The 20,219-nt window shown below is 44.4% G+C and carries 15 protein-coding genes; 9 read left to right on the top strand and 6 right to left on the bottom strand.

Annotated features, from left to right (window positions below; translation table 11 throughout):
* Window positions 1-74: 74 nt before the first annotated feature.
* A complete protein-coding gene (locus JHD45_RS13550) occupies window positions 75-1,700 on the bottom strand; it encodes a BCCT family transporter (protein ID WP_199477052.1) in 1,626 nt (541 codons plus the stop codon).
* The gene (locus JHD45_RS13545; protein ID WP_199477051.1) at window positions 1,697-2,155 is read right to left on the bottom strand and encodes a universal stress protein; all 459 of its coding nucleotides are present in this window, start codon (window positions 2,153-2,155) and stop codon (window positions 1,697-1,699) included. Before JHD45_RS13545 ends, JHD45_RS13550 begins: the two co-directional genes overlap by 4 nt.
* A 431-nt stretch (window positions 2,156-2,586) precedes the next feature.
* Between JHD45_RS13545 and JHD45_RS13540 the strand changes: the two genes are divergently transcribed.
* Window positions 2,587-5,100, top strand: coding sequence for a CoA transferase (locus JHD45_RS13540; RefSeq protein WP_199477050.1), 2,514 nt, complete (start codon window positions 2,587-2,589; stop codon window positions 5,098-5,100).
* Between the two features lie 122 nt (window positions 5,101-5,222).
* Here JHD45_RS13540 and JHD45_RS13535 read toward each other — a convergent pair whose 3' ends face one another.
* The gene (locus JHD45_RS13535) at window positions 5,223-5,612 is read right to left on the bottom strand and encodes a tautomerase family protein (RefSeq protein WP_067341305.1); all 390 of its coding nucleotides are present in this window, start codon (window positions 5,610-5,612) and stop codon (window positions 5,223-5,225) included.
* 492 nt (window positions 5,613-6,104) lie between these two features.
* Here JHD45_RS13535 and JHD45_RS13530 point away from each other — a divergent pair, with 492 nt between their 5' ends.
* The 3 genes from JHD45_RS13530 to JHD45_RS13520 all read left to right on the top strand — a co-directional run bounded on the left by JHD45_RS13530 (window position 6,105) and on the right by JHD45_RS13520 (window position 11,151).
* Window positions 6,105-6,362: a hypothetical protein gene (locus JHD45_RS13530; protein WP_199477049.1), complete on the top strand. Its 258-nt coding sequence runs from the start codon at window positions 6,105-6,107 to the stop codon at window positions 6,360-6,362.
* Window positions 6,363-6,964: 602 nt separating this feature from the next.
* Complete coding sequence (locus tag JHD45_RS13525) at window positions 6,965-8,083, top strand: efflux RND transporter periplasmic adaptor subunit (protein ID WP_199477048.1); 1,119 nt, start codon at window positions 6,965-6,967, stop codon at window positions 8,081-8,083.
* The gene (locus tag JHD45_RS13520; protein WP_199477047.1) at window positions 8,083-11,151 is read left to right on the top strand and encodes an efflux RND transporter permease subunit; all 3,069 of its coding nucleotides are present in this window, start codon (window positions 8,083-8,085) and stop codon (window positions 11,149-11,151) included. The genes JHD45_RS13525 and JHD45_RS13520 overlap by 1 nt, the downstream gene beginning before the upstream one ends.
* Before the next feature lie 79 nt (window positions 11,152-11,230).
* Here JHD45_RS13520 and JHD45_RS13515 read toward each other — a convergent pair whose 3' ends face one another.
* Complete coding sequence (locus JHD45_RS13515) at window positions 11,231-11,884, bottom strand: helix-turn-helix domain-containing protein (protein WP_199477046.1); 654 nt, start codon at window positions 11,882-11,884, stop codon at window positions 11,231-11,233.
* 319 nt (window positions 11,885-12,203) lie between these two features.
* On the opposite strand from JHD45_RS13515, the gene glnT reads away from it, so the two are divergent.
* The 5 genes from glnT (at window position 12,204) to JHD45_RS13490 (ending at window position 18,053) form a co-directional block, all read left to right on the top strand.
* The gene (gene glnT, locus JHD45_RS13510; protein ID WP_199477045.1) at window positions 12,204-13,538 is read left to right on the top strand and encodes a type III glutamate--ammonia ligase; all 1,335 of its coding nucleotides are present in this window, start codon (window positions 12,204-12,206) and stop codon (window positions 13,536-13,538) included.
* Between the two features lie 42 nt (window positions 13,539-13,580).
* On the top strand, window positions 13,581-14,480 hold the full coding sequence (locus JHD45_RS13505) for a class II glutamine amidotransferase (RefSeq protein WP_199477044.1): 900 nt from the start codon (window positions 13,581-13,583) through the stop codon (window positions 14,478-14,480).
* An 18-nt stretch (window positions 14,481-14,498) separates the two neighbouring features.
* Window positions 14,499-15,182, top strand: a complete 684-nt coding sequence (locus JHD45_RS13500) for a GXGXG domain-containing protein (RefSeq protein WP_199477043.1) — start codon at window positions 14,499-14,501, stop codon at window positions 15,180-15,182.
* 19 nt (window positions 15,183-15,201) lie between these two features.
* Window positions 15,202-16,530 (top strand): FMN-binding glutamate synthase family protein, encoded by a 1,329-nt coding sequence (locus tag JHD45_RS13495; protein ID WP_199477042.1) that lies wholly within the window; start codon window positions 15,202-15,204, stop codon window positions 16,528-16,530.
* Window positions 16,531-16,793: 263 nt separating this feature from the next.
* Entirely contained in the window at window positions 16,794-18,053 is a 1,260-nt protein-coding gene (locus JHD45_RS13490) for an ammonium transporter (protein ID WP_199477041.1), read from the top strand.
* A 204-nt stretch (window positions 18,054-18,257) separates the two neighbouring features.
* On the opposite strand, the gene JHD45_RS13485 is transcribed toward JHD45_RS13490, so the two are convergent.
* Together JHD45_RS13485 and JHD45_RS13480 are read right to left on the bottom strand one after the other, a co-directional pair.
* Window positions 18,258-19,400 (bottom strand): ABC transporter ATP-binding protein, encoded by a 1,143-nt coding sequence (locus tag JHD45_RS13485; protein WP_199477040.1) that lies wholly within the window; start codon window positions 19,398-19,400, stop codon window positions 18,258-18,260.
* Between the two features lie 10 nt (window positions 19,401-19,410).
* Window positions 19,411-20,217 (bottom strand): ABC transporter permease, encoded by an 807-nt coding sequence (locus tag JHD45_RS13480; RefSeq protein ID WP_199477039.1) that lies wholly within the window; start codon window positions 20,215-20,217, stop codon window positions 19,411-19,413.
* Window positions 20,218-20,219: the final 2 nt, after the last annotated feature.

The following is a 20,219-nucleotide window of genomic DNA, read 5'->3' as shown; positions in this document are numbered from 1 at the left end:
ACTTAGGTCTCTGAGTTAAGTTCCATCTCTTAATCAAATAAGAGATGGTGTTAAATTTTTGTTGTTAAAGGTTTTTATTTACTCGATGCAGTTACTGCTTGCACACTGTCACCGCTCTCTGTGAGTTTTCTAGACCGTTCACGCAAGGCCTTCTCTGATTCTTCAGAAAACTCCGCCTTCAGAGACTTATACAGTCCGACGACGGCAAGGATGATAATGACTGAGAAGGGCAGCGCGGCCACAATAGATGCCGTTTGCAGCGCCTTGAGCCCCCCAGCAATCAAGAGTGCGGCGGCAACGGCCCCAACGGCAACTCCCCAGAAAATGCGGTAACGTGCACGAGGATGTTCATCGCCCATAGCCAGCAGTGTACAAATAACCAAAGTCGCAGAGTCGGCAGAGGTAACGAAATAGGTAATCAGCATCAAAGTACAGAGGCCAGCCATCAGCAGGGTTATTGTTTGACCGTTACCCAGTAGCTCGATTGTCTTAAAGAGCGCTGTAGTGGTGTCTTTGTTAACAGCTTGGACAATGCCGCCGCCGCCGAACAATTGGAGGTACATAGCAGAATCACCAAAGATCGTGATCCAAAGTGCAGCAAGAAGTGTTGGTGCAATCAGAACGCCGAGAACGAATTCACGAATAGTACGGCCTTTGGAGATACGGGCGATAAATATGCCGCAGAAAGGAGACCAAGCAATCCACCACCCCCAGTAAAAGATAGTCCACCAGCCTTGCCACTGGCTTTTGGGTGTCGTGTCAACCCAAAGTCCTAGCTGTACGACGTGGGACATATAGTCGCCAAGATTGTTAAAAATTGAGCCTAGGATATAAGTGGTTGGTCCGAAAATAACAAACAATCCAAGCATCACTGCGGTCATTTGCATATTCAGTTCACTGAGAATTCGGATGCCTTTTTTTAGACCACTGAGTACTGATAGCGTTGCGAAAACAGATAGTAAGGCAATCAGTCCTACTTGTGTTCCGACCGACATTTTGACGCCAAATAAATAGTTCAACCCCGAGTTCATTTGTTGGGCTCCTAACCCAAGTGAGGTTGCTATTCCGAACACCGTACCAAACACGGCTAGAAGGTCAGCTGCGTGTCCGATTGGACCGTATATACGCTCTCCAAACAGCGGGTACAAGCAGGAGCGAATTGAAAGAGGGAGACCTTTGCGGTACGAGAAGTAAGCTAGGGCCATGCCTATTACCGAGAACAGTGCCCAACCATGTAATCCCCAGTGGAAGATCGTAAGGCGCATCGCGACCTGAGCGGCTTCCGCCGTTTGTTGTTGAGCGACAGTAATAAAGGGGTTGCTTTGAAAATGGTCGATAGGCTCCGCAATACTCCAAAACAATATGCCGATACCGATACCTGCACCGAATAACATGGAGAACCAAGAAAAATAACCAAATTCAGGACGATCTGTGTCCTTACCAAGACGGATATCCCCATAACGGCTGAAGACGAGCCAAACCGAGAAAAATAGCATAAAACTCATTAGGCCGATGTAGTACCAACTGAGTTTAGTCGTAATAAAGCTCTGTGCCGCGTTATACACGGAGCTGGCATAGGTTGGATTAGCAATTGTAAAGATGACAAATGCAAACACAAGAACCGCTGAACCGATTGCCATAACTGGATGGACGCCAGCCAATATGCCTGATTGCGGTATTTTATAATTTTTATTATTCATAATGTTTTACTCTCCATTTTGTTACGCACCACCATCACTGAACATTGGGCATGGCGCATTACTTTCTCTGCATTAGCCCCGATTAAATAATCCGCCAGACCAGGGTTGTGGGAGGCCATAACGATTAGGTCAGTATTTAAATCAGATGCAATGTGCAGGATTCCAGAATAGATTCGCCCCTGTCCCACTATGGACTGAACCCTAATATCTTGAGGTACATGCTCGGCAATAAATTGATTAAGCCGATTTGCCCCTTCTTCACGAAGGTGTTCATCAATCTCTTTCGGCAAATAATTAGCGATGGTGGGAATGTCTGAGTCTGGGACGATAGTGGTGATCGTCAGCTGAGCGTCGTGACGCCGAGCGAGATCGATGGCAGCCGGTAGCGAGCTTTGCCACGAGCTTTCGTGGTCCAAGTCTATCGGCACGAGGATGCATTTATACGTTGTATTCATTGGTGCTGCTCCTAACGGTTTGTATTTTTCTTATTTAATTAATCCCGTGGCAGTGATGCTCGAAATGGGCAATTAGATCTCATTTCGATATCGAGGCCCATTATTTAAAAAGTGTCTGAAGCAGAAAAGAAATAAAAAGGCACTCTTAGACTAAAAATTATTTATGGCTGAGCGTGTTTTTACCGCGATAAACCGGATTAGGGAATTAAAACGCTCGTTACTCATAAAAAAACTTAACCCTAAGGGAGAGTATTTATTGCTGGTAGACAACCCAAGCCATTTCTAGACTCGGCTCCTATCCAGAGTGTGACAACGTTATCGGTTGTTGGTTTAGCGAAATCAGAAAGTCAGTAGTCATCTTGGTTATTGCGAGATTAAAGCAACCCTCACTTTTTGTTAGAAAACGCTTTACATAGATAGGAAAGGTGAAAATGAATAATAACAATGAATTGCCTTTGAAAGGTGTCCGTGTTGTAGATTTTGGCCAACAGATTGCCGGCCCAGCCGCCGCGATGGCGTTGGCTGATTTTGGTGCCACCGTTATCCATATTGATCCACCAGGTGGGCCAACTTGGAAAAATCCTGCCAATGAAATTCTCAACCGCAATAAACTGAGTCTAGAGCTGGATTTGAAATCCGAAGAAGGCCTTTCTCAGGCACTAACCTTGATCGACAAAGCGGATATTGTTATAGAAAACTTCCGCCCAGGCGTTATGAAAAAGTTAGGGATCGATTTTGAGGCTCTACGTTTGGCTAGACCCGAACTGATTACACTGTCGATACCAGGCTTTGCTAGTAACGATACATTGCGTCGAGAATGGAAAGCGACGGAAGCGGTCGTTGCCGCTACCTGTGGCGGTTATACCGATATGGGGTTCAATCGTGTATTGATGGGGTTGAACCCAAGTTTTTCACCGCTCCCACTAGGGTCATCTTATGCGACGGCACTGTCGGCAGCTTCTGCTGTTCTTGCCCTATACGAGCGAGAAAAAACGGGGCGAGGTGATCATATTGAGGTCCCTATTGCTGCAGCCATGATGGAAGGACTGTCCTATAACTCCTATGTTATTGATGGGTTGCCTGAACGCTACAAAACCATGCGTGAGCATGAGATTGAATACCGCCGCAACAACAACATTCCGTTGAATCTTTCGTACGAGGATCTACAAGAGTATCTAGATCCCTTCTATCGTACTTATGAATGTGCTGACGGACGTAAATTTTATTGTGTCTGTCCTTCTCATCGTAACCATGCCAAACGGGCGTTAACCGTCTTAGGCATTTATGATGAACTGGTTGCCGAAGGGTTACCGGAAGTCGCCGATTTACACCTCCCTATCAGTGAATGGGATGGTGAGACATCCATTGGTGTTTACCCATTACCGAAAAAGTGGGCGGATATTATCGCCGCCAAAATGAAAGCGGCTTTTCTTACTAAAACCTCTGAAGAGTGGGGACGTATTTTTGGTGAAGTGTCGATTCCAGGCGCCCCTCATCGTACGACTGAAGAATGGGTACAAGACGAGCATACTAACGCTGCGGGTCTAATTGTTGAGGTAGACACACCGGATTACGGCATCATGAAACAACCTGGCCCTATTGCTTGGCTGGAAAATGAAGCCGATGCCATGCTGACACCGCGAGCGTGTCGCCATGTCGATTTCAATGAAGCCTTGGCTGAGTTGAATGAGGTAGCGGCTCACGAAAAAGTCACTCGGCCCACTGGAGCAGACATTCAACCAGCATCAGGTAAGGGTTGGCTGGAAGATTTGCGCATTCTAGATTTGACGAATGTTATCGCAGGTCCTCACTCCGCTGCCTTCTTGACGCGCTTTGGGGCTGAAGTGATTAAGTTGGATCCCGTCACACCACTCTACGATCCACTAATCGGCACCATGTACACGTTCCAGTCAGGGGTCAATAAGCGTAGCGCAGTTGTCAATATCTCCACTGAAGAAGGTCGTGAGATCTTCAATAGGTTGGTGCGGTCAGTGGATATGGTTGTCATGAATGCACCTCAGCGACAGATCGTCCAATTGGGATTGGATGAAGAGACGTTGAAGAGCATCAAACCCGATCTACTGTTTTGTCGTCTGGACTGCTTGGGCGGGCCGCGTGTGGGGCCAATGTCGGAATACATCGGTTACGACGATATTATCCAAGCCATCAGTGGCATTATGAGTCGTTTTGGCGGAATTGAAACACCTGAAGAACATGCACACATTGGCACACTTGATGTCAATTGCGGTTTTGCAGCGGGTTTGGCAACGGCTGTGGCTTTGTACCAAAAATTGAGAACAGGCAAGTGTTCTCGTGCCCGTACCTCACTTTCGGCGGTCACTAATTTGTTGCAGATTCCTTATTGTTACGACTATGCGGGACGTCCCCCATTTAATGAACCTTCTGGAAGAGGAGTGATGGGTTTTGGTCCGTTGGCACACTTTTATAAAACCAGTGATGGCTGGATCTATCTAGACTCCAATAGTCTAGAGTTGGAAAAAATAATGGCCATTGAGGGGTTAGAAGGCGTTGGCGAAGTGAAGGATATTCAATCCTTCCTGACCAAGCAGTTCGCTAAGGCGCCATCTGAATATTGGACAGATAAGCTACGGGAAAACGATATCGCTGCAGCTATTCCTGAGTCGATTGAACATCTACGTACGGAAAATAGTCGCCTTAGCGATGGAACCACAGGCATTGACCGAGGTAGCTTTGCGTTTACGATCTTCCCTGATCACCCTTGTGGTCATCAAGTGACTCAAATTGATCATTATGCGATTCGTCCCACAGAGGCGGCTATTCGTCCATTGAAACCAACAGAGCGAACTGGTCATTCGACGCGAGAGATCGTAGCAGAAGTTGGGTACGATGTGGCTGAGATCAACTCCATGCTCAAACGCAAGATTATAGGGTTAGGCTGGGGGAAAGAGTTCTTACCAAGCTAATATTTTTGGCGGGCTTATGCCCGCCCGTTTTTCTTTTGTTAAGAGTAGAGGGGCGATGAAAAAGTACTTTGTCTTCATCGAACCCAAGTGACTCCATCAGCAAAAATAACGGTCTGGCTTCATTATAAGCGACCTGTTAGGTATTGAGATTCGCCAAATCCAAAGCTCCAGTCGACGTCAGTATTGGTGATGACTGAGATGAGAATATCCTTAGGCGATAGCCCAATAGCGTTGCCAAGCTGCTCAGTGACATGCTTGTAGAACTGGGTTTTCATCACCGTCGCACGGGGGCTGGTGAAAACTTGAATGACGATGGCGTCTTCGCTGCGCTCGAACCCTAATCCTGTATCAAGCAGCACCATACGTCCCGGTTTGTGTTCGGTCACTATCTGGTAGCGATCATTTTTGGGCACATTAAAGGCGTCAACAACGCAATCTTGAATGGTATCCATGATAGTTTTTATCTCATCATCCGAACGACCTTCGTTTAAATCAATTCTTACTAGTGGCATGTTACCTCCATCAGTTGGTCTCTATTTGTTTATTAGCATACAGATTATCCTTTGCGATTGATGGCTAAGGCCGAGGTTTCCCTAATTGAATCACGTTACTTGGAAATTTGAAGTTTGTGAGATTTGCCGTCAGATGAAAAATATCGCGTAGTCTTCTTAGCCCCCAAAGCGATGACAACCCAGTTCCCGCCTACAAGAGGCGACAGCAAAGCAGGGTATCGGTATTCTTTGATAGAGAGTGATGTCCATCAAGCTCACTATCAACTCTGTTATTCCCACGAGTTATTTTGTTTGGAATATTTAACTGATTGATTTATATAAAATATATTTGATTTTGAAAATATATTTTTTTATAAACGTTTTCTTGTTATTCTTTATTTTTATTTGTCTATCCGTTTTGATGGGGATTTTTCGAGTCGCCAATCAAATTAAATAAAGCTAAGATAGCTTGGTAGAAAAACAAACAATCATATTCATTTAGGATGGTTTTTAATGACGTCGTTAACTTCATTAGAGATATATAGAACAGAGCACGTTCGTATTGCTGGTAACAAGTACACAATCAAGTTAGCTTCAGCTGAAGATGGGCATGAACATGCTTTGATAGTAGAAAATGATAAGACTAAGCAGAATGTTTCCTATCATTTAAGTGCAAAAGAAGCACACTATATCAACCTCCATCGCAATGAAGAGCTTGAAGCAAAGTTGCTCGAAATCATTAAAAGTGATCTAGACAGTAAGCATTTATAAACTAGCTTTCTCTCCTACTGATTTAATGTCGATCATTAGGATATGGGGGCTGATGAAAATCTTCATCAGTCCCAAAAGTATTCAACGAACAAAACTTACTTCCTACCACTTCGACCGACTCCTCTGTACTGGAAAGAGTCCCCTAACCAAAGATGGCTGTGATTACTGTCATGCTTCTGGACATGAAACTCGATCTCAACACCACTCCTAATGAACACGCTTATTTAATCATTTCTTGATATTTATCGGCTAGTCTGTTGGTTCTCTACTCAGACCATGAAAGATGAGTTTAAAATGAGTAAGCGCTTTTGGTTTTTTCAGTGGTATTAGTTACTTTCTCACGCAACTCTATTTATTTGATGGCTTTGAGGTTATTTGATGGCTTTGAGGGGAGTTGTTAAGGCTCTGCTAGCGTGGCGTAGTGCAGATTATTATGTAGTCAGAGTAAGGTTGTTTTTTTATATTGAGATCGTGGCCTAAACTGTGCCGCTTTGTCTGGAGATCGGCGATATAATTGACTTATTATGATGTTATCGCAATAAGTTATACCTTTTAATTAAGTACGTTATTGTTGGTTTTCGTCTTCTACTGAGGTTGTCGGAATGATGTCTTTTCGTTTGGGACAAGAGTTGCAGGGGTCTTTTACATCACGTGTTAGACAAGGTGTTGTGTTGTTATTTTGTGTGGCGCTGGCGGGCTGTAGTGAGCCAAAAAAAATCGAACCAGAGCAACCTAGACCCGTGAAAACCGTGCTGTTGTCATCGGATTCATCAGCCGATCAGGTGAGCTTGATTGGAGATGTTGAGCCAGAACAAGAGACTATTTTAGGGTTTCGCATAGGCGGTCGCATTATTGAGCGCAAAGTGGATGTGGGGGATAAGGTATCTAAGGGCGAGCTGTTGGCGGCGCTGGATACCAGTGATGCCAAAAATCAGTTAGCCAATGCCCAAGCGAAATTAGTGAGTGCACAATCCAGTTTGAATTTGGCGAAGATTACCTACGAACGCTATAAAAAACTGCTGTCAACGCACGTTATTTCCCAATCGCAATTCGACATGAAAAAGTCCGATTATGATACTGCCTTGTCGCAATATGAAAGCGCAAAATCGGCCGTCAAAGAAGCATCTGATAATGTGAGTTATACCAAGTTGCTGGCACCGGAAAGTGGGGTAGTGACCCTGGTCAGTGGTAATGTTGGACAAGTGGTTTCAGCTGGACAGGAGGTGGTGAAACTGGCTTCTCTGACCCAGCGCAATGCGGTGTTTGACGTGCCGGAGGAGATGATTACCAATACGCCTCCCCATAGCGAGATCACCGTGTCTTTATTATCTGACCCGAGCATTAAAACCACTGGAACGGTGCGAGATGTCAGCCCTCAGGCGAATACGAATACAAGAACCTATCGAGTTCGTATTAAGTTAACGACCATTCCAAAAGAAATGGTGTTGGGCGCTATTGTGAAAGGCTCGGTTCGTCTTCGTGAAACCAATATTATTCAATTACCAGCATTAGCGCTAACGCGCCAGGGCAAGCAGCCTGCCGTGTATGTTTTTGATCAATCAACCCAGTCTGTTCACTTGCAGCCTGTAACAATTGCGCGTTACAGCAATGACAGTATTTTTGTGTCAAAAGGCCTATCGACTGGTATGCGTGTTGTGGTGGCGGGCGTTTCGACATTGCGTCCTGGCATGAAAGTCACCCTGTTTAAGGATGAGAACTGATGTCTGACCCACGCAAGCGTTTTAACTTATCCGAATGGGCTTTGAATAATCAACAAATGGTCAGCTTCTTGATGATGGTTGTGGTCGTCATGGGCGTGCTCAGCTATATCAATCTGCCCCGAAATGAGGATCCCTCTTTTACGATCAAAAAAGCCGTTGTGTCGACCGTCTGGCCTGGCGCGTCGGTTCAAGATACCACGCAATTTGTTACCGATGTGGTGGAAAAGAAACTGCAAGAAGTCCCTTACCTGGATTATTTAAAAAGCTACACCCGTGAAGGTGAGTCCGTTGTGTTTGTGAATCTTCGGGATGATACGCCGCCTAAAATGGTGCCGGAGATTTGGTATCAGGTTCGTAAAAAAATGAAGGATTTATCCCCTAGTTTGCCATCGGGGGCCAGTGATCCGGCGGTGGATGATGAGTTTGATGATACCTACGGAACCATCTATGGTTTTACCGGAACAGGCTTTACCGATCGTGAACTGCGAGATGTGGTAGACCGTATTCGGGATCGGCTATTGGGTGTGGCAGACGTGAGTAAAATAAAGGTGCTGGGGGCGCAAGATGAGCAAATTAATATTGCCTTTTCGCCTGAAAAACTAGCGGGTTTAGGGTTAAGTCTTAAGCAAGTGACGACCATGCTACAACAGCAAAATGCCATTGTTCCTGCTGGAGTGATTCGTACAGGAAGTGAGCGTATTGATTTGCAAGTGTCGGGGGCCTTTAAGTCAGAAAAAAGTTTGCAAAATATTGTGCTGCATATCGATGGTCATTTTGTGCCGTTAACGCAAATTGCCACCATTCATCGAGTGTTAAAAACACCACCGGAACCCGAGTTTCGAGTCAATGGGCAGCCTGCCATAGGGCTGGCCATTTCCATGTCAAAAACAGGCAACATGTTGGATTTCGGTCAGCGGCTTGACCAAGAAATGGATAAGGTTAAGTGGCTTTTACCCCATGGTATGCATGTCTTTACGGTGGCTAATCAATCCAAGGTGGTAAAAGGGGCGGTGAACGGCTTCGTCAAAGTGCTGGTGGAAGCCATTGTGATTGTGTTAGCGGTCTCGTTTATTTCTTTAGGTATGAGAGCAGGCTTAGTGGTCGCCTTTTCTATTCCCATCGTATTGGCGATGACCTTTGTTGGCATGGAAATCGTTGGGATTGGGTTGCAACGTATTTCCTTGGGGGCTTTGATTATTGCATTAGGTTTATTGGTCGATGATGCGATGATTACTGTTGAGACCATGGTGTCCCGGTTGGAACAAGGTTGGCAACGAAAAGAAGCCGCCGTGTACGCGTTTAAGAGTACGGCTTTTCCAATGTTAACGGGTACGTTGGTGATGGTGTCAGGCTTTATTCCCGTGGGTTTTGCCGCTTCCAGTGCGGGTGAGTACTGTTATTCCATGTTTGTCGTGGTGTTGATTGCCTTGTCGAGTTCTTGGGTGGTGGCAATTTTATTCTCACCTTTGTTAGGCGTTTGGCTCTTGCCACGAACACTGGTTTCTCACAAAGATAAGGTCAGCTTCCACTCAAGGATGTTTAGTCGTTTGTTATCTTATTCACTCTCTAAGCCTAAGAGTGTGATTCTGCTTGCCTGTGTTTTGCTTGGTCTGTCCATTGTCGGGATGGGCCAGTTGAAGTCGGTTTTTTTTCCATCATCAGATCGCCCCGAATTGCTGGTGGATTTGACTTTGCCGCAAAACGCCACGCAAAGTGCCACCCGAGAAAAAGTCATAGCGCTTGAAAAGTGGCTTAAGACACAGCCAAACGTGGCACATTTTTCCTCCTATGTTGGCTCTGGAGCGGTACGCTTTTATTTGCCGATGGATGTCTTACTCAGTCATGAGAATGTGGCTGAACTGGTGGTCGTGGCGAAGTCTACTGACGTTCGAGATAGGCTGAGTGCTGATATCAAGCGTTATCTGAATCAGCATGATTCGGATATCGTTAGTCGTGTAGCGCCATTAGAGCTTGGCCCACCAGTGGGGTGGCCTGTGCGTTATCGTATTATGGGGCCGGATTTGGATAAAGTGCGTTCATTGGCAATGGATCTGTCCGTATTAATAGGAAAAGATCCGCAGGCGCGTGATATTAACTTGACCAGCGGCGAGCCAGAACGTCGCATCGCCATTGATATTAATCAAACTCAAGCTCGGGCGGTGGGGTTAAGTTCTGAACAAGTGGCCAATACACTGGCTAATATCTTTTCCGGTGACGTGATTACTTCGCTCCGTGATCATAATCGTATGGTAAATGTGGTGGTGCAAGGCAATAAAGAAGCTAAGGAAAATGTATCCACCATCAGTAACTTGCAAATCCCCATAAGCAATGGGCAAACAGTACCACTAAGACAGATTGCCACCATTCAATACGGCATAACCGATCCCATTGTGTGGCGCTGGAATCGAGAGCCCTATATTAGCGTGCAATTAGATGCAGTGTCGGGTGAGTTGCCGCAAGCCTTGTCCAATGAGTTGGCTCCCATCGTTCAGCAATTTACGGATAAACTGCCACCGGGTTATCAGTTAAAAGAAGCGGGAGCCGTTGCAGAGTCAAGTAAGGGAAACCGGTCAGTCTATGATGTATTGCCTGTGACCATTTTATGCATGCTGACATTATTAATGATTCAACTACGTCGCTTTTCTCGGATGTTATTGGCTATATTTATCGCGCCTTTTGGCTTAATCGGGGTCGTGATCGCCATGTTGCCGACAGGCACCCCCATGGGATTCGTCGCTTTACTGGGGATTATCGCTCTGTTTGGTATGATCATTCGCAATGCGATTATTTTAATTTCTGAGGTGGATCGTAATATTCAAGAAGGCGTATCCATTCATGAGGCCATTACACGAGGAGCAATACATCGCTCTCGTCCTATTTTATTGACGGCTTGTGCGGCGATTTTAGGGATGGTGCCGATTTCCCGAGAAGTCTTTTGGCAACCAATGGCGTATGCCATTATTGGTGGATTATTTATTGCCACCCTCATTACCTTATTGGTGCTGCCTGCGGCGTTAAAACTTGTCATGCAGTGGGAAAGTGCGCGTCGAGGTGACAACGCGCTTTAGTAAATAATAAAACCGCATAGCTTGAGTTCTCTTAAGGGCGACTCTTTAGTGGCAGTGGCACGGCTTCTGACATAAAAGATTAATTTTTATCTTCATGCATGATAAAGGATAGTAGCTTGATTGGGACTTGTTCAAGCACCTCGGGGCCATGAGGAATATCGGCGTCAAATGACAACGAATCTCCTGCTTGCATGCTATATAAGTGATTACCATGACGGTAAAGTATCTTACCCTCAAGTAAATATATAAATTCTTGTCCTGGATGAGAGAAAGTAGGAAAAACCTCACTTTCATCATCCATAGTAATTAAGAAGGGTTCATAGAGCTGCTTTTTACCACGGTTATAGCTAAGTAGCTGATAGGTGTGACCTTTTTCTGTTCCTCTTCGTACTACTTCCATGCCTTGGCCTGATTTAGTTAATAGGGCACCTCCCTCTGGGCGGTCATAATCAGCAAATAATTGTGAGATTGATAAGCCAATGGCATTACAAAGACGGCTAAGGGTATCAAGGCTTGTCGATACTTGGGCATTTTCTATTTTACTCACCATTCCTTGGCTTAATTTTGCAATACGTGCGACGTCAGCAATTTTTAAGTCCTGTGCTATGCGTTTGCGTCTTACCTGCATAGCAATGTATTCCTCAAGCTTTAATTTTGGTGAAGCCTCTCTTGTTTGAATAATCTCGCCCTCATTTAGGGCGCTGGCGTGTCTAGATGGTGCGGTTTTTTTCATTGCTGTTGGCCTTCTTGCCTCTTACTAATGGGTCACTTTGCCCGTTATGTGATTTTAGATCATATAAATCATTATCTTACACTGTTAATAAAAAAAAATTCCTAAAAATTAAATTTTGGCAAATATGTTGCTTTCCCATAAGGAAATAAAAATTCCCTTAGAGAATATTTTGGGCTTTTTATTCGGTGTTATCTACTCTAGCAAGATTGATAAGGGTCATTACTAACTGCATTAGTAAGACTTTTGGATAGTTTGCTTTGGTTGTTTGATTCACCAATAAGAACACACATTACGTTCACCATAAGTTAGGAGATCAGCCATGCAATCAGATGCAGTAGAAGACTTTCTTAAAGGCAATAATATCAAATATGTTTTAGCGCAGTTTGTGGATATTCATGGTGTGGCAAAAACAAAATCTGTGCCTGCAAAGAATATTTTTGATGTCGTTGATAAGGGGGCTGGCTTTGCTGGTTTTGCCGTTAGTGGTCTTGCTATGGCACCTCACGGGCCTGATTTTATGGCGCGTGGCGATCTGTCTACTTTGAGTATCGTTCCATGGCAGCCTGGCTATGCAAGATTAGTCTGTGACGGTTATGTTAATAATGAACCGCACGTATATTGTTCACGAGTTGCTTTAAAAAACCATATTAAACGCTTAGAAGCTAAAGGTTGGACATTGAACACCGGGCTTGAGCCAGAGTTTTATTTGTTCAAGAAAGGAGAACAAGGAGAGCTACTTCCTGTTGATCAATCCGATACGCTTGCTAAGCCCTGTTATGACTATAAAGGACTCTCTCGTTCTCGTGAGTTCCTAGAACGTTTGGTGGAGGCCTTGCAAGCCGTTAACTTTGATGTTTATCAAATTGATCATGAAGATGCCAATGGCCAGTTTGAAATCAATTACACCTATGGTGATGCATTAGAGTCTGCCGATCGATTTACTTTCGTTCGGATGGCCGCCGGTGAAATTGCGAATGATATGGGGATCATTTGTTCCTTTATGCCGAAGCCTGCTCCAGATAAAACAGGCAATGGTATGCATTTCCATTTATCTATCACTGATGAGTCGGGTAAGAATTTATTCAACGATGACAGTGATAAAAATGGCATGGGGCTTTCAAAATTAGCTTATCACTTTACAGCAGGTATTCTGGCACACGCTAAAGCGATTTGTGCTTTTGCCGCTCCGACAGCTAACTCCTATAAGCGTTTAGTGGTTGGCGGCAATAGTTCAGGTGCCACTTGGGCGCCAGCCTATGTTTGCTACGGCGACAATAACCGTTCAGCGCTAGTTCGTGTGCCCTATGGCCGCTTAGAGTTCCGTCTACCTGACTCAGGTTGTAACCCTTACCTCGTTCATTCTGCCTTAATTGCTGCGGGTCTCGATGGTGTTGAGCGTGAACTGGATCCTGGTGAGCCAATGAACATAAACCTTTATGACCTATCTTTGGAAGAAATCCTTGCCAAAAATATTTCTATTCTTCCTCAATCTCTTGGCGATGCGCTGGATGAATTAGAAAAAGACACCGTTTTCGTTGACGCCATGGGCAAAGATCTTGTCGCGGAATTCCTTAAAGTGAAGCGTGCTGAGTGGAATGAGTATTCGCGCCAAGTTTCCTCTTGGGAAGTCGAAAAATATGCCGAGTTCTTTTAATTATCCAGTGCTAAGTTTTAAAAATATATTGAGGTTTCTACTATGTGTGGAATTGTTGGGCTTTATTTAAAAAACGATAAATTTGAAAAAAAATTGGGTGAGTTGTTTGAGCCAATGCTGATTTCAATGACGGATCGTGGTCCAGATAGTGCGGGTTTTGCTATTTATGGTGATGAGGTTGGCGAGAATTGGGTCAAGTTAACGTTAAGACACCCTGACGAGGCCTTTAGCTGGGAAACGCTGAGTGACAAGCTATCAGTGTCATTAGGTTGCGAAGTCAAATGGATGCAAAACGCGAATGTCGCTGTGTTAAAAATTAACACGGATGAAAGGTCTGCCCGTAGTGCCTTGAATGAACTGTATCCCGATGTGTTGATTTTGAGCGCTGGCTCCTCCATCGAAATTCTAAAAGAAGTTGGGTTGCCTGAAAACATCGCGTCGAAATTTAACCTAAGTGGAATGCAGGGCAGTCATATCATTGGTCATACGCGTATGGCAACAGAGTCTGCAGTCACTATGGAAGGTAGCCATCCTTTTTCGACAGGTTCTGATTTGTGTCTTGTCCATAATGGTTCGTTATCAAACCACAATCGCCTGCGCGATAAACTCAAGCGAGAAGGCATTACGTTTGAAACGGAAAACGATTCCGAAGTGGCGGCTGGCTATTTGACATGGCGTCTTAACCAAGGCGATACCCTGAAAGAAGCCTTGGAAAATGCGCTGAAAGATCTTGATGGCTTTTTTACGTTTACGATTGGCACTAAAGACGGGTTTGCTGTTATGCGTGATCCTATTGCTTGTAAGCCGGCAGTACTTGCTGAAACCGATGATTACGTTGCAATGGCATCAGAGTATCAAGCTTTGGTTACCTTACCGGGTATCGAAAACGCGAAAGTTTGGGAACCGGAGCCTGCGACTTTCTACATTTGGGAACGTAAATAGTTTTGGGAGAATTGGGAAATGATGACTGTTGATTTAGCGGCTCAATCTGTACGAGATTTGAATAAAGCCTTACATGAGTGCAAAGATAATTTAACGGAAAAAGAATGGATAGTGACAAACCCTAAAGGCAATCACAACATTGCGGTTGGGTTGGATGCGGATATCTCGGTCGATGTTCACGGGCATGCAGGTTATTTCTGTGCTGGTATGAATAAAAAGGCCAACATTACGGTTCATGGTAATGCTGGCCAAGGTGTTGCCGAGAATATGATGTCCGGTGTTGTGCGTATCAAGGGCGATGCATCTCAAGCCGCTGGGGCAACGGCCCACGGTGGGCTGTTGGTTATTGAAGGTAATGCGGGAGCGCGTTGTGGTATTTCGATGAAAGGCGTCGATATTGTGGTGAAAGGCAATATTGGTCATATGAGCTGTTTTATGGGGCAGTCTGGATCACTTGTGGTGTGTGGCGATGCCGGTGAAGCGCTCGGTGATTCCTTGTATGAAGTTCATATTTATGTGAAAGGGACGGTGAAGTCTCTTGGGGCAGACTGCATCGAAAAAGAAATGCGTAGCGAACATATTGCGGAGTTGAAAAGCTTATTGGAGAAAGCGGGCGTTGATGAAAATCCGCTTGATTTCAAACGTTATGGTTCGGCTCGTCAGCTTTACACCTTCAAAGTTGACAATGCATCGGCTTACTAATTTTTGAGAGATTTTTATTATGAGCAATGACACAAACAACAACCCTAGCTTAAAAGAGTCCGCCACCTTTGATCGCGCCACAATGGCTGAAATTCGCCGTGCGGCCAATACAGGCATTTACGATATTCGGGGTTTTGGGGCAAAACGTAAGGTGCCTCATTTTGATGACCTTTTGTTTTTAGGAGCGAGTATGTCTCGCTACCCTTTAGAGGGGTATCGTGAGACCTGTAACACTTCGGTTATTTTGGGTGATCGCTTCGCAAAGAAACCCATTAAGTTAGATATACCCGTGACCATCGCGGGGATGAGCTTTGGTGCTTTATCGGCGAATGCGAAAGAGGCATTAGGACGAGGAGCTTCGATCGTTGGTACATCGACAACCACGGGCGATGGTGGTATGACGCCGGAAGAGCGTGGTCAATCTAGTAAATTGGTTTATCAGTATCTGCCTTCTCGCTATGGCATGAACCCAGACGATCTACGCAAAGCGGATGCGATTGAAGTGGTTCTAGGACAAGGCGCTAAACCTGGTGGTGGCGGTATGCTACTTGGACAAAAAATTACTGATCGGGTGGCAAGCATGCGCAACCTCCCCAAAGGGATTGATCAGCGCTCTGCTTGCCGTCATCCCGATTGGACTGGTCCTGATGACCTTGCTATTAAGATCCAAGAATTACGAGAAATTACCGACTGGGAAGTCCCTATTTACATTAAAGTGGGGGCTACACGCACTTATTATGATGTGAAATTAGCGGTTAAGGCGGGTGCGGACGTGATTGTTGTGGATGGCATGCAAGGGGGGACTGCTGCAACGCAAGACGTTTTTATCGAACATGTCGGTATCCCAACCATGGCGGCCATTCCCCAAGCGGTTCAAGCGTTACAAGAAATGGGCATGCATCGTAAAGTGCAGCTTATTGTTTCTGGTGGTATCCGAAATGGCGCCGATGTGGCTAAGTGTATGGCGCTGGGTGCCGATGCGGTAGCCATTGGAACAGCGGCGTTGGTGGCTTTAGGGTGTAATGATCCTAAATGGGATGAAGAGTATAAAGCGATTGGTTCTGCTGCGGGTTTTTATGATGACTACCAAGAAGGTAAAGATCCAGCGGGTATCTCCACTCAGGACCCTGAACTCATGAAACGTCTAGATCCTGTGGATGCGGGTCGTCGTTTAGCGAATTACCTTCGTGTATTAACGCTTGAGGCTCAGACATTGGCGCGTGCTTGCGGCAAGAATGATTTACGTAATTTGGAGCCAGAAGACCTGGTGGCTTTGACCGTTGAATCGGCAGCCATGGCACGTGTTCCTTTGGCGGGAACAAACTGGATTCCCGGTCAAAAATTCTAAATTAATTGAATGTCCCCAGTTTTGGCCACGTTTCTGACGTGGCTTTTTTTTGTGCAAAATTTATTTTTGTGATGCTTTCTAGTGCCTAACTGTTGTTGTTCTTTTGCTTATATAAACTTTCATTCCGTATATCAAATATTAATAAATTACTTCTTACTTTTCAGTATCTTAAATAATGTTGGCCTAGATCTTGAAGTTATCTTATTAAGAAATTTCTTTTCTTATTAGTGAATTTTTTGTTTCTCAACTTGGAGCTTATATCTATGGGCAATATGGTGATGGAAGTTAGCTATGCGCTAGATACATTTTATTTTCTGATGTGTGCTGCGCTAGTCATGTGGATGGGCGCTGGTTTTGCGATGTTAGAAGCAGGGCTTGTTCGTGGTAAAAATACAGTAGAGATATTAAACAAAAACGCACTACTTTATGGTATTGCGTGCTTTGTTTATCTATGTGTTGGCTACAACATCATGTATCCAGCGGAGCCTATTAGTGCCTACATTCCTGGCATTAACTTTTTCTTGGGGAGCGATCATAGTGTTGATGCTGTTATAGGAGGAGCTGATGGCGCTCCGTATTATTCATCTATGGCTGACTTTATTTTTCAAGCTGTTTTTGCCGCTGCAACCATGTCAATTGTTTCTGGTGCTGTTGCAGAAAGGATGCGCTTATGGCCTTTTCTGGTTTTTGCTGTGGTAATGGTTGCCGTTATTTATCCTGTAGAAGGGTATTGGAAATGGGGCGGTGGCTTTTTAGATCAATTGGGCTTTCAGGATTTTGCTGGATCGGTTGTTGTTCATATGGCGGGTGCCTCTGCCGCACTGGCTGCTGTGATTATGGTCGGTCCGCGTAAAGGTCGTTATGGGAAGAACGGAGAAATTCGTGCTATTCCAGGTGCGAACTTGCCACTTGCGACATTAGGTATGTTTATTCTTTGGATGGGATGGTTTGGTTTCAATGGTGGCTCGGAACTCAAAATATCCAATGTTGAAGAGGCTAACGCGGTTGCCAAAATTTTTGTTAATACCAATGCGGCAGCGGCAACAGGAATGATAGTAGCGGCTCTTTTTGCGCGCTTCTTGTTTGGTAAGACGGATTTAACCATGACAATTAATGGTGCGTTAGCGGGTCTAGTGGCTATTACCGCTGAACCACTTGCACCTTCAGCGGCTATGTCATCATTGATTGGTGCCGTTGGCGGTATTGTTGTTGTGCTGTCTGTTTTAGCAATGGATAAATTGAAAATTGATGATCCAGTGGGTGCGATTTCTGTTCATGGTTCAGCTGGTATTTGGGGTATCTTTGCTGTTTTGATATCTAATGAGGATGCGACTTTTATCGGTCAATTCACTGGCATGATTTGTACCTTTATTTGGATGTTTGTGATGACCATTATTTCCTTGTGGATTATTAAGAAAATAATGGGACTTCGTGCTAGTGAAGAGGAAGAATTAGAGGGAATGGATATGCATGAGTGTGGTATGCATGCTTACCCAGAGTTTGGTGTAGAAGCCAATAAGTAGTGTTTTACGCTACTATATGTCGCGCCCCCCGATAGCGTGACCTAAAGGCTCCGAAAGGGGCCTTTTATTATCTATTCCCTTCAAATTCCTTTTAATTCCCCAGCCTTTATAACGCATCAGTAATGTATTGATTGAAAGACGTTTAGTATAAAAAGGGGAATGGATATCCCATTCCCCTAAAGTGGCTATTTATCCTTTGTAGGATTATTGGGAGGCATTCTTATTAATATCACTTTGCTCCCATTTTGAATACAGAGAACTATGTTTGCTATTCCACCGAATGAAAACCGTTGATCCCGGTTCTAAATCTGGCTGCTCCGTTGCGATATTCTTACTGATTAGCTGATGACCCGATGGCGTTGTGATGCTACAGGTTAGACTTTCACCAAGAAAAACCGATTCATTGACAGTACCTGATATTTGATTAAACCCGTCTAATAACACCTCGTTTTCAGCTTGTTGATGAGTGAGTACCTGTAGGTTTTCTGGTCGTATCATTAATAGTGCTTGCTGGTTTATTGGCATCTCATGTAAATCATCCAATATAATGTGATGTTTATCGAGTTGTGCAGAAGTTGGTCCTGTCACATTTACTTTTAAGAAATTTGAATTTCCTAAAAACGAAGCAACAAAAGCATTGGGTGGTTTGCGATATAAATCTTTCCCCGTTCCTAAGCCAACGATTCCACCTTCTTTGAAAATGGCTATTCGCTCAGACAAACGCATTGCTTCATCTTGGTCATGGGTGACGTATACTATGGTTATGCCAAGCCTTTTATGTAATAAGCGAAGCTCATCCTGCAAATCCTCTCTTAGTTTTTTATCCAATGCTCCTAAGGGTTCATCCATTAATAGTATTTCAGGCTCGTAAACCAAGGCTCTAGCAATGGCAACACGTTGTTTTTGCCCCCCAGATAACATTGATGGGCGGCGATCTGCAAATGCTCCCAGTTGCACTAAATTTAATATTTCGTCTACTTTTTTATCGCGCTCTCCTTTTTCGACCTTACGAATATCAAGAGGAAAGCCAATGTTGTCTCTCACACTCATATGTGGAAATAAAGAGTAGTGTTGAAAGACCATGCCAATACCTCGCTTATGGGAGGGAATATTAATAAGAGACGTGTCATTCAATAATATTTCGCCTGATGTCGGTGTTTCAAAACCGGCAATCATGGACAGTGTTGTGCTTTTACCCGAGCCGCTGGAGCCTAAAAAGGTTAAAAATTCGCCTTTTCTAATGTCTAGATTGATGTGGTCTACCGCCGTAAAGTTACCGTATTCTTTATTCAATTCTCGTAAACAAACTAAAGGGGATTGAGTCATCGTGTTTGTCTGTAAGCCCATAATATGTCTCCTAGTGTCGATTACTTTGTTTACGAACAAAGCTGGCAATAATCATAATGAACAACGAAAGTATAATAAGCGCGGTCGATGCGACGGCTATCACCGGGGTCAGGTCCTGTCGAAGGGTTGACCACATCTTGACGGGAAGCGTTTGTAGGTCGGGGCTGGCCATCATGACACTGATAACGACTTCATCCCAGGATGCCAAAAAGGCAAACAATGCGCCTGATACAATCCCAGGTTTAATTAAAGGGAAAGTCACTTTAAATATCGCTTGTAAACGGCTTGCTCCGCATATTACTGCAGCGTCTTCAATGGATTTATCGAATAACCTTAATGAGTTAATAATGGAAATGATGGCAAAAGGAAGTGCTACGATAATGTGGCTGACCACAAAGGCGAACATTGTTCCAGTCAATCCTAACGTTAAAAATACGCTATACAATGCAACGGCAATAATGACGACTGGAATCATCATTGGTAGAGTGAAAAAACTATATAAATAATCTCTTCCCTTAAACCGTCCTCTAACTAAAGCAAACGACGCAGGCATAGCAATCAAAGTGGCAATGATAGAGGTCAGACAAGCCACTTCAAGACTGGTGATGGCTGCGTCTATCCATTCTGGGTTATTAAAAAATTGAATATACCACTTTAAAGTCCAAGCTGGTGGTGGAAATATTAGCCATTGAGATGACCCAAACGATAAAAAAACGATAAAAATTATGGGCAGTACCAAGAAGGCTGCAATTGCACCACTGGTAACATAAAGCGAATATTTTAATTTCCAACCCAAAGAGTTATGAGAAAGTAACATAA

The sequence above is a fragment of the Marinomonas spartinae genome (genome assembly GCF_016461715.1).
Taxonomy (GTDB): Bacteria; Pseudomonadota; Gammaproteobacteria; order Pseudomonadales; family Marinomonadaceae; genus Marinomonas; species Marinomonas spartinae_A.
The sequence above is the reverse complement of the archived record's forward strand: the minus strand, read 5'-3'. Positions and strand labels throughout refer to the sequence as shown.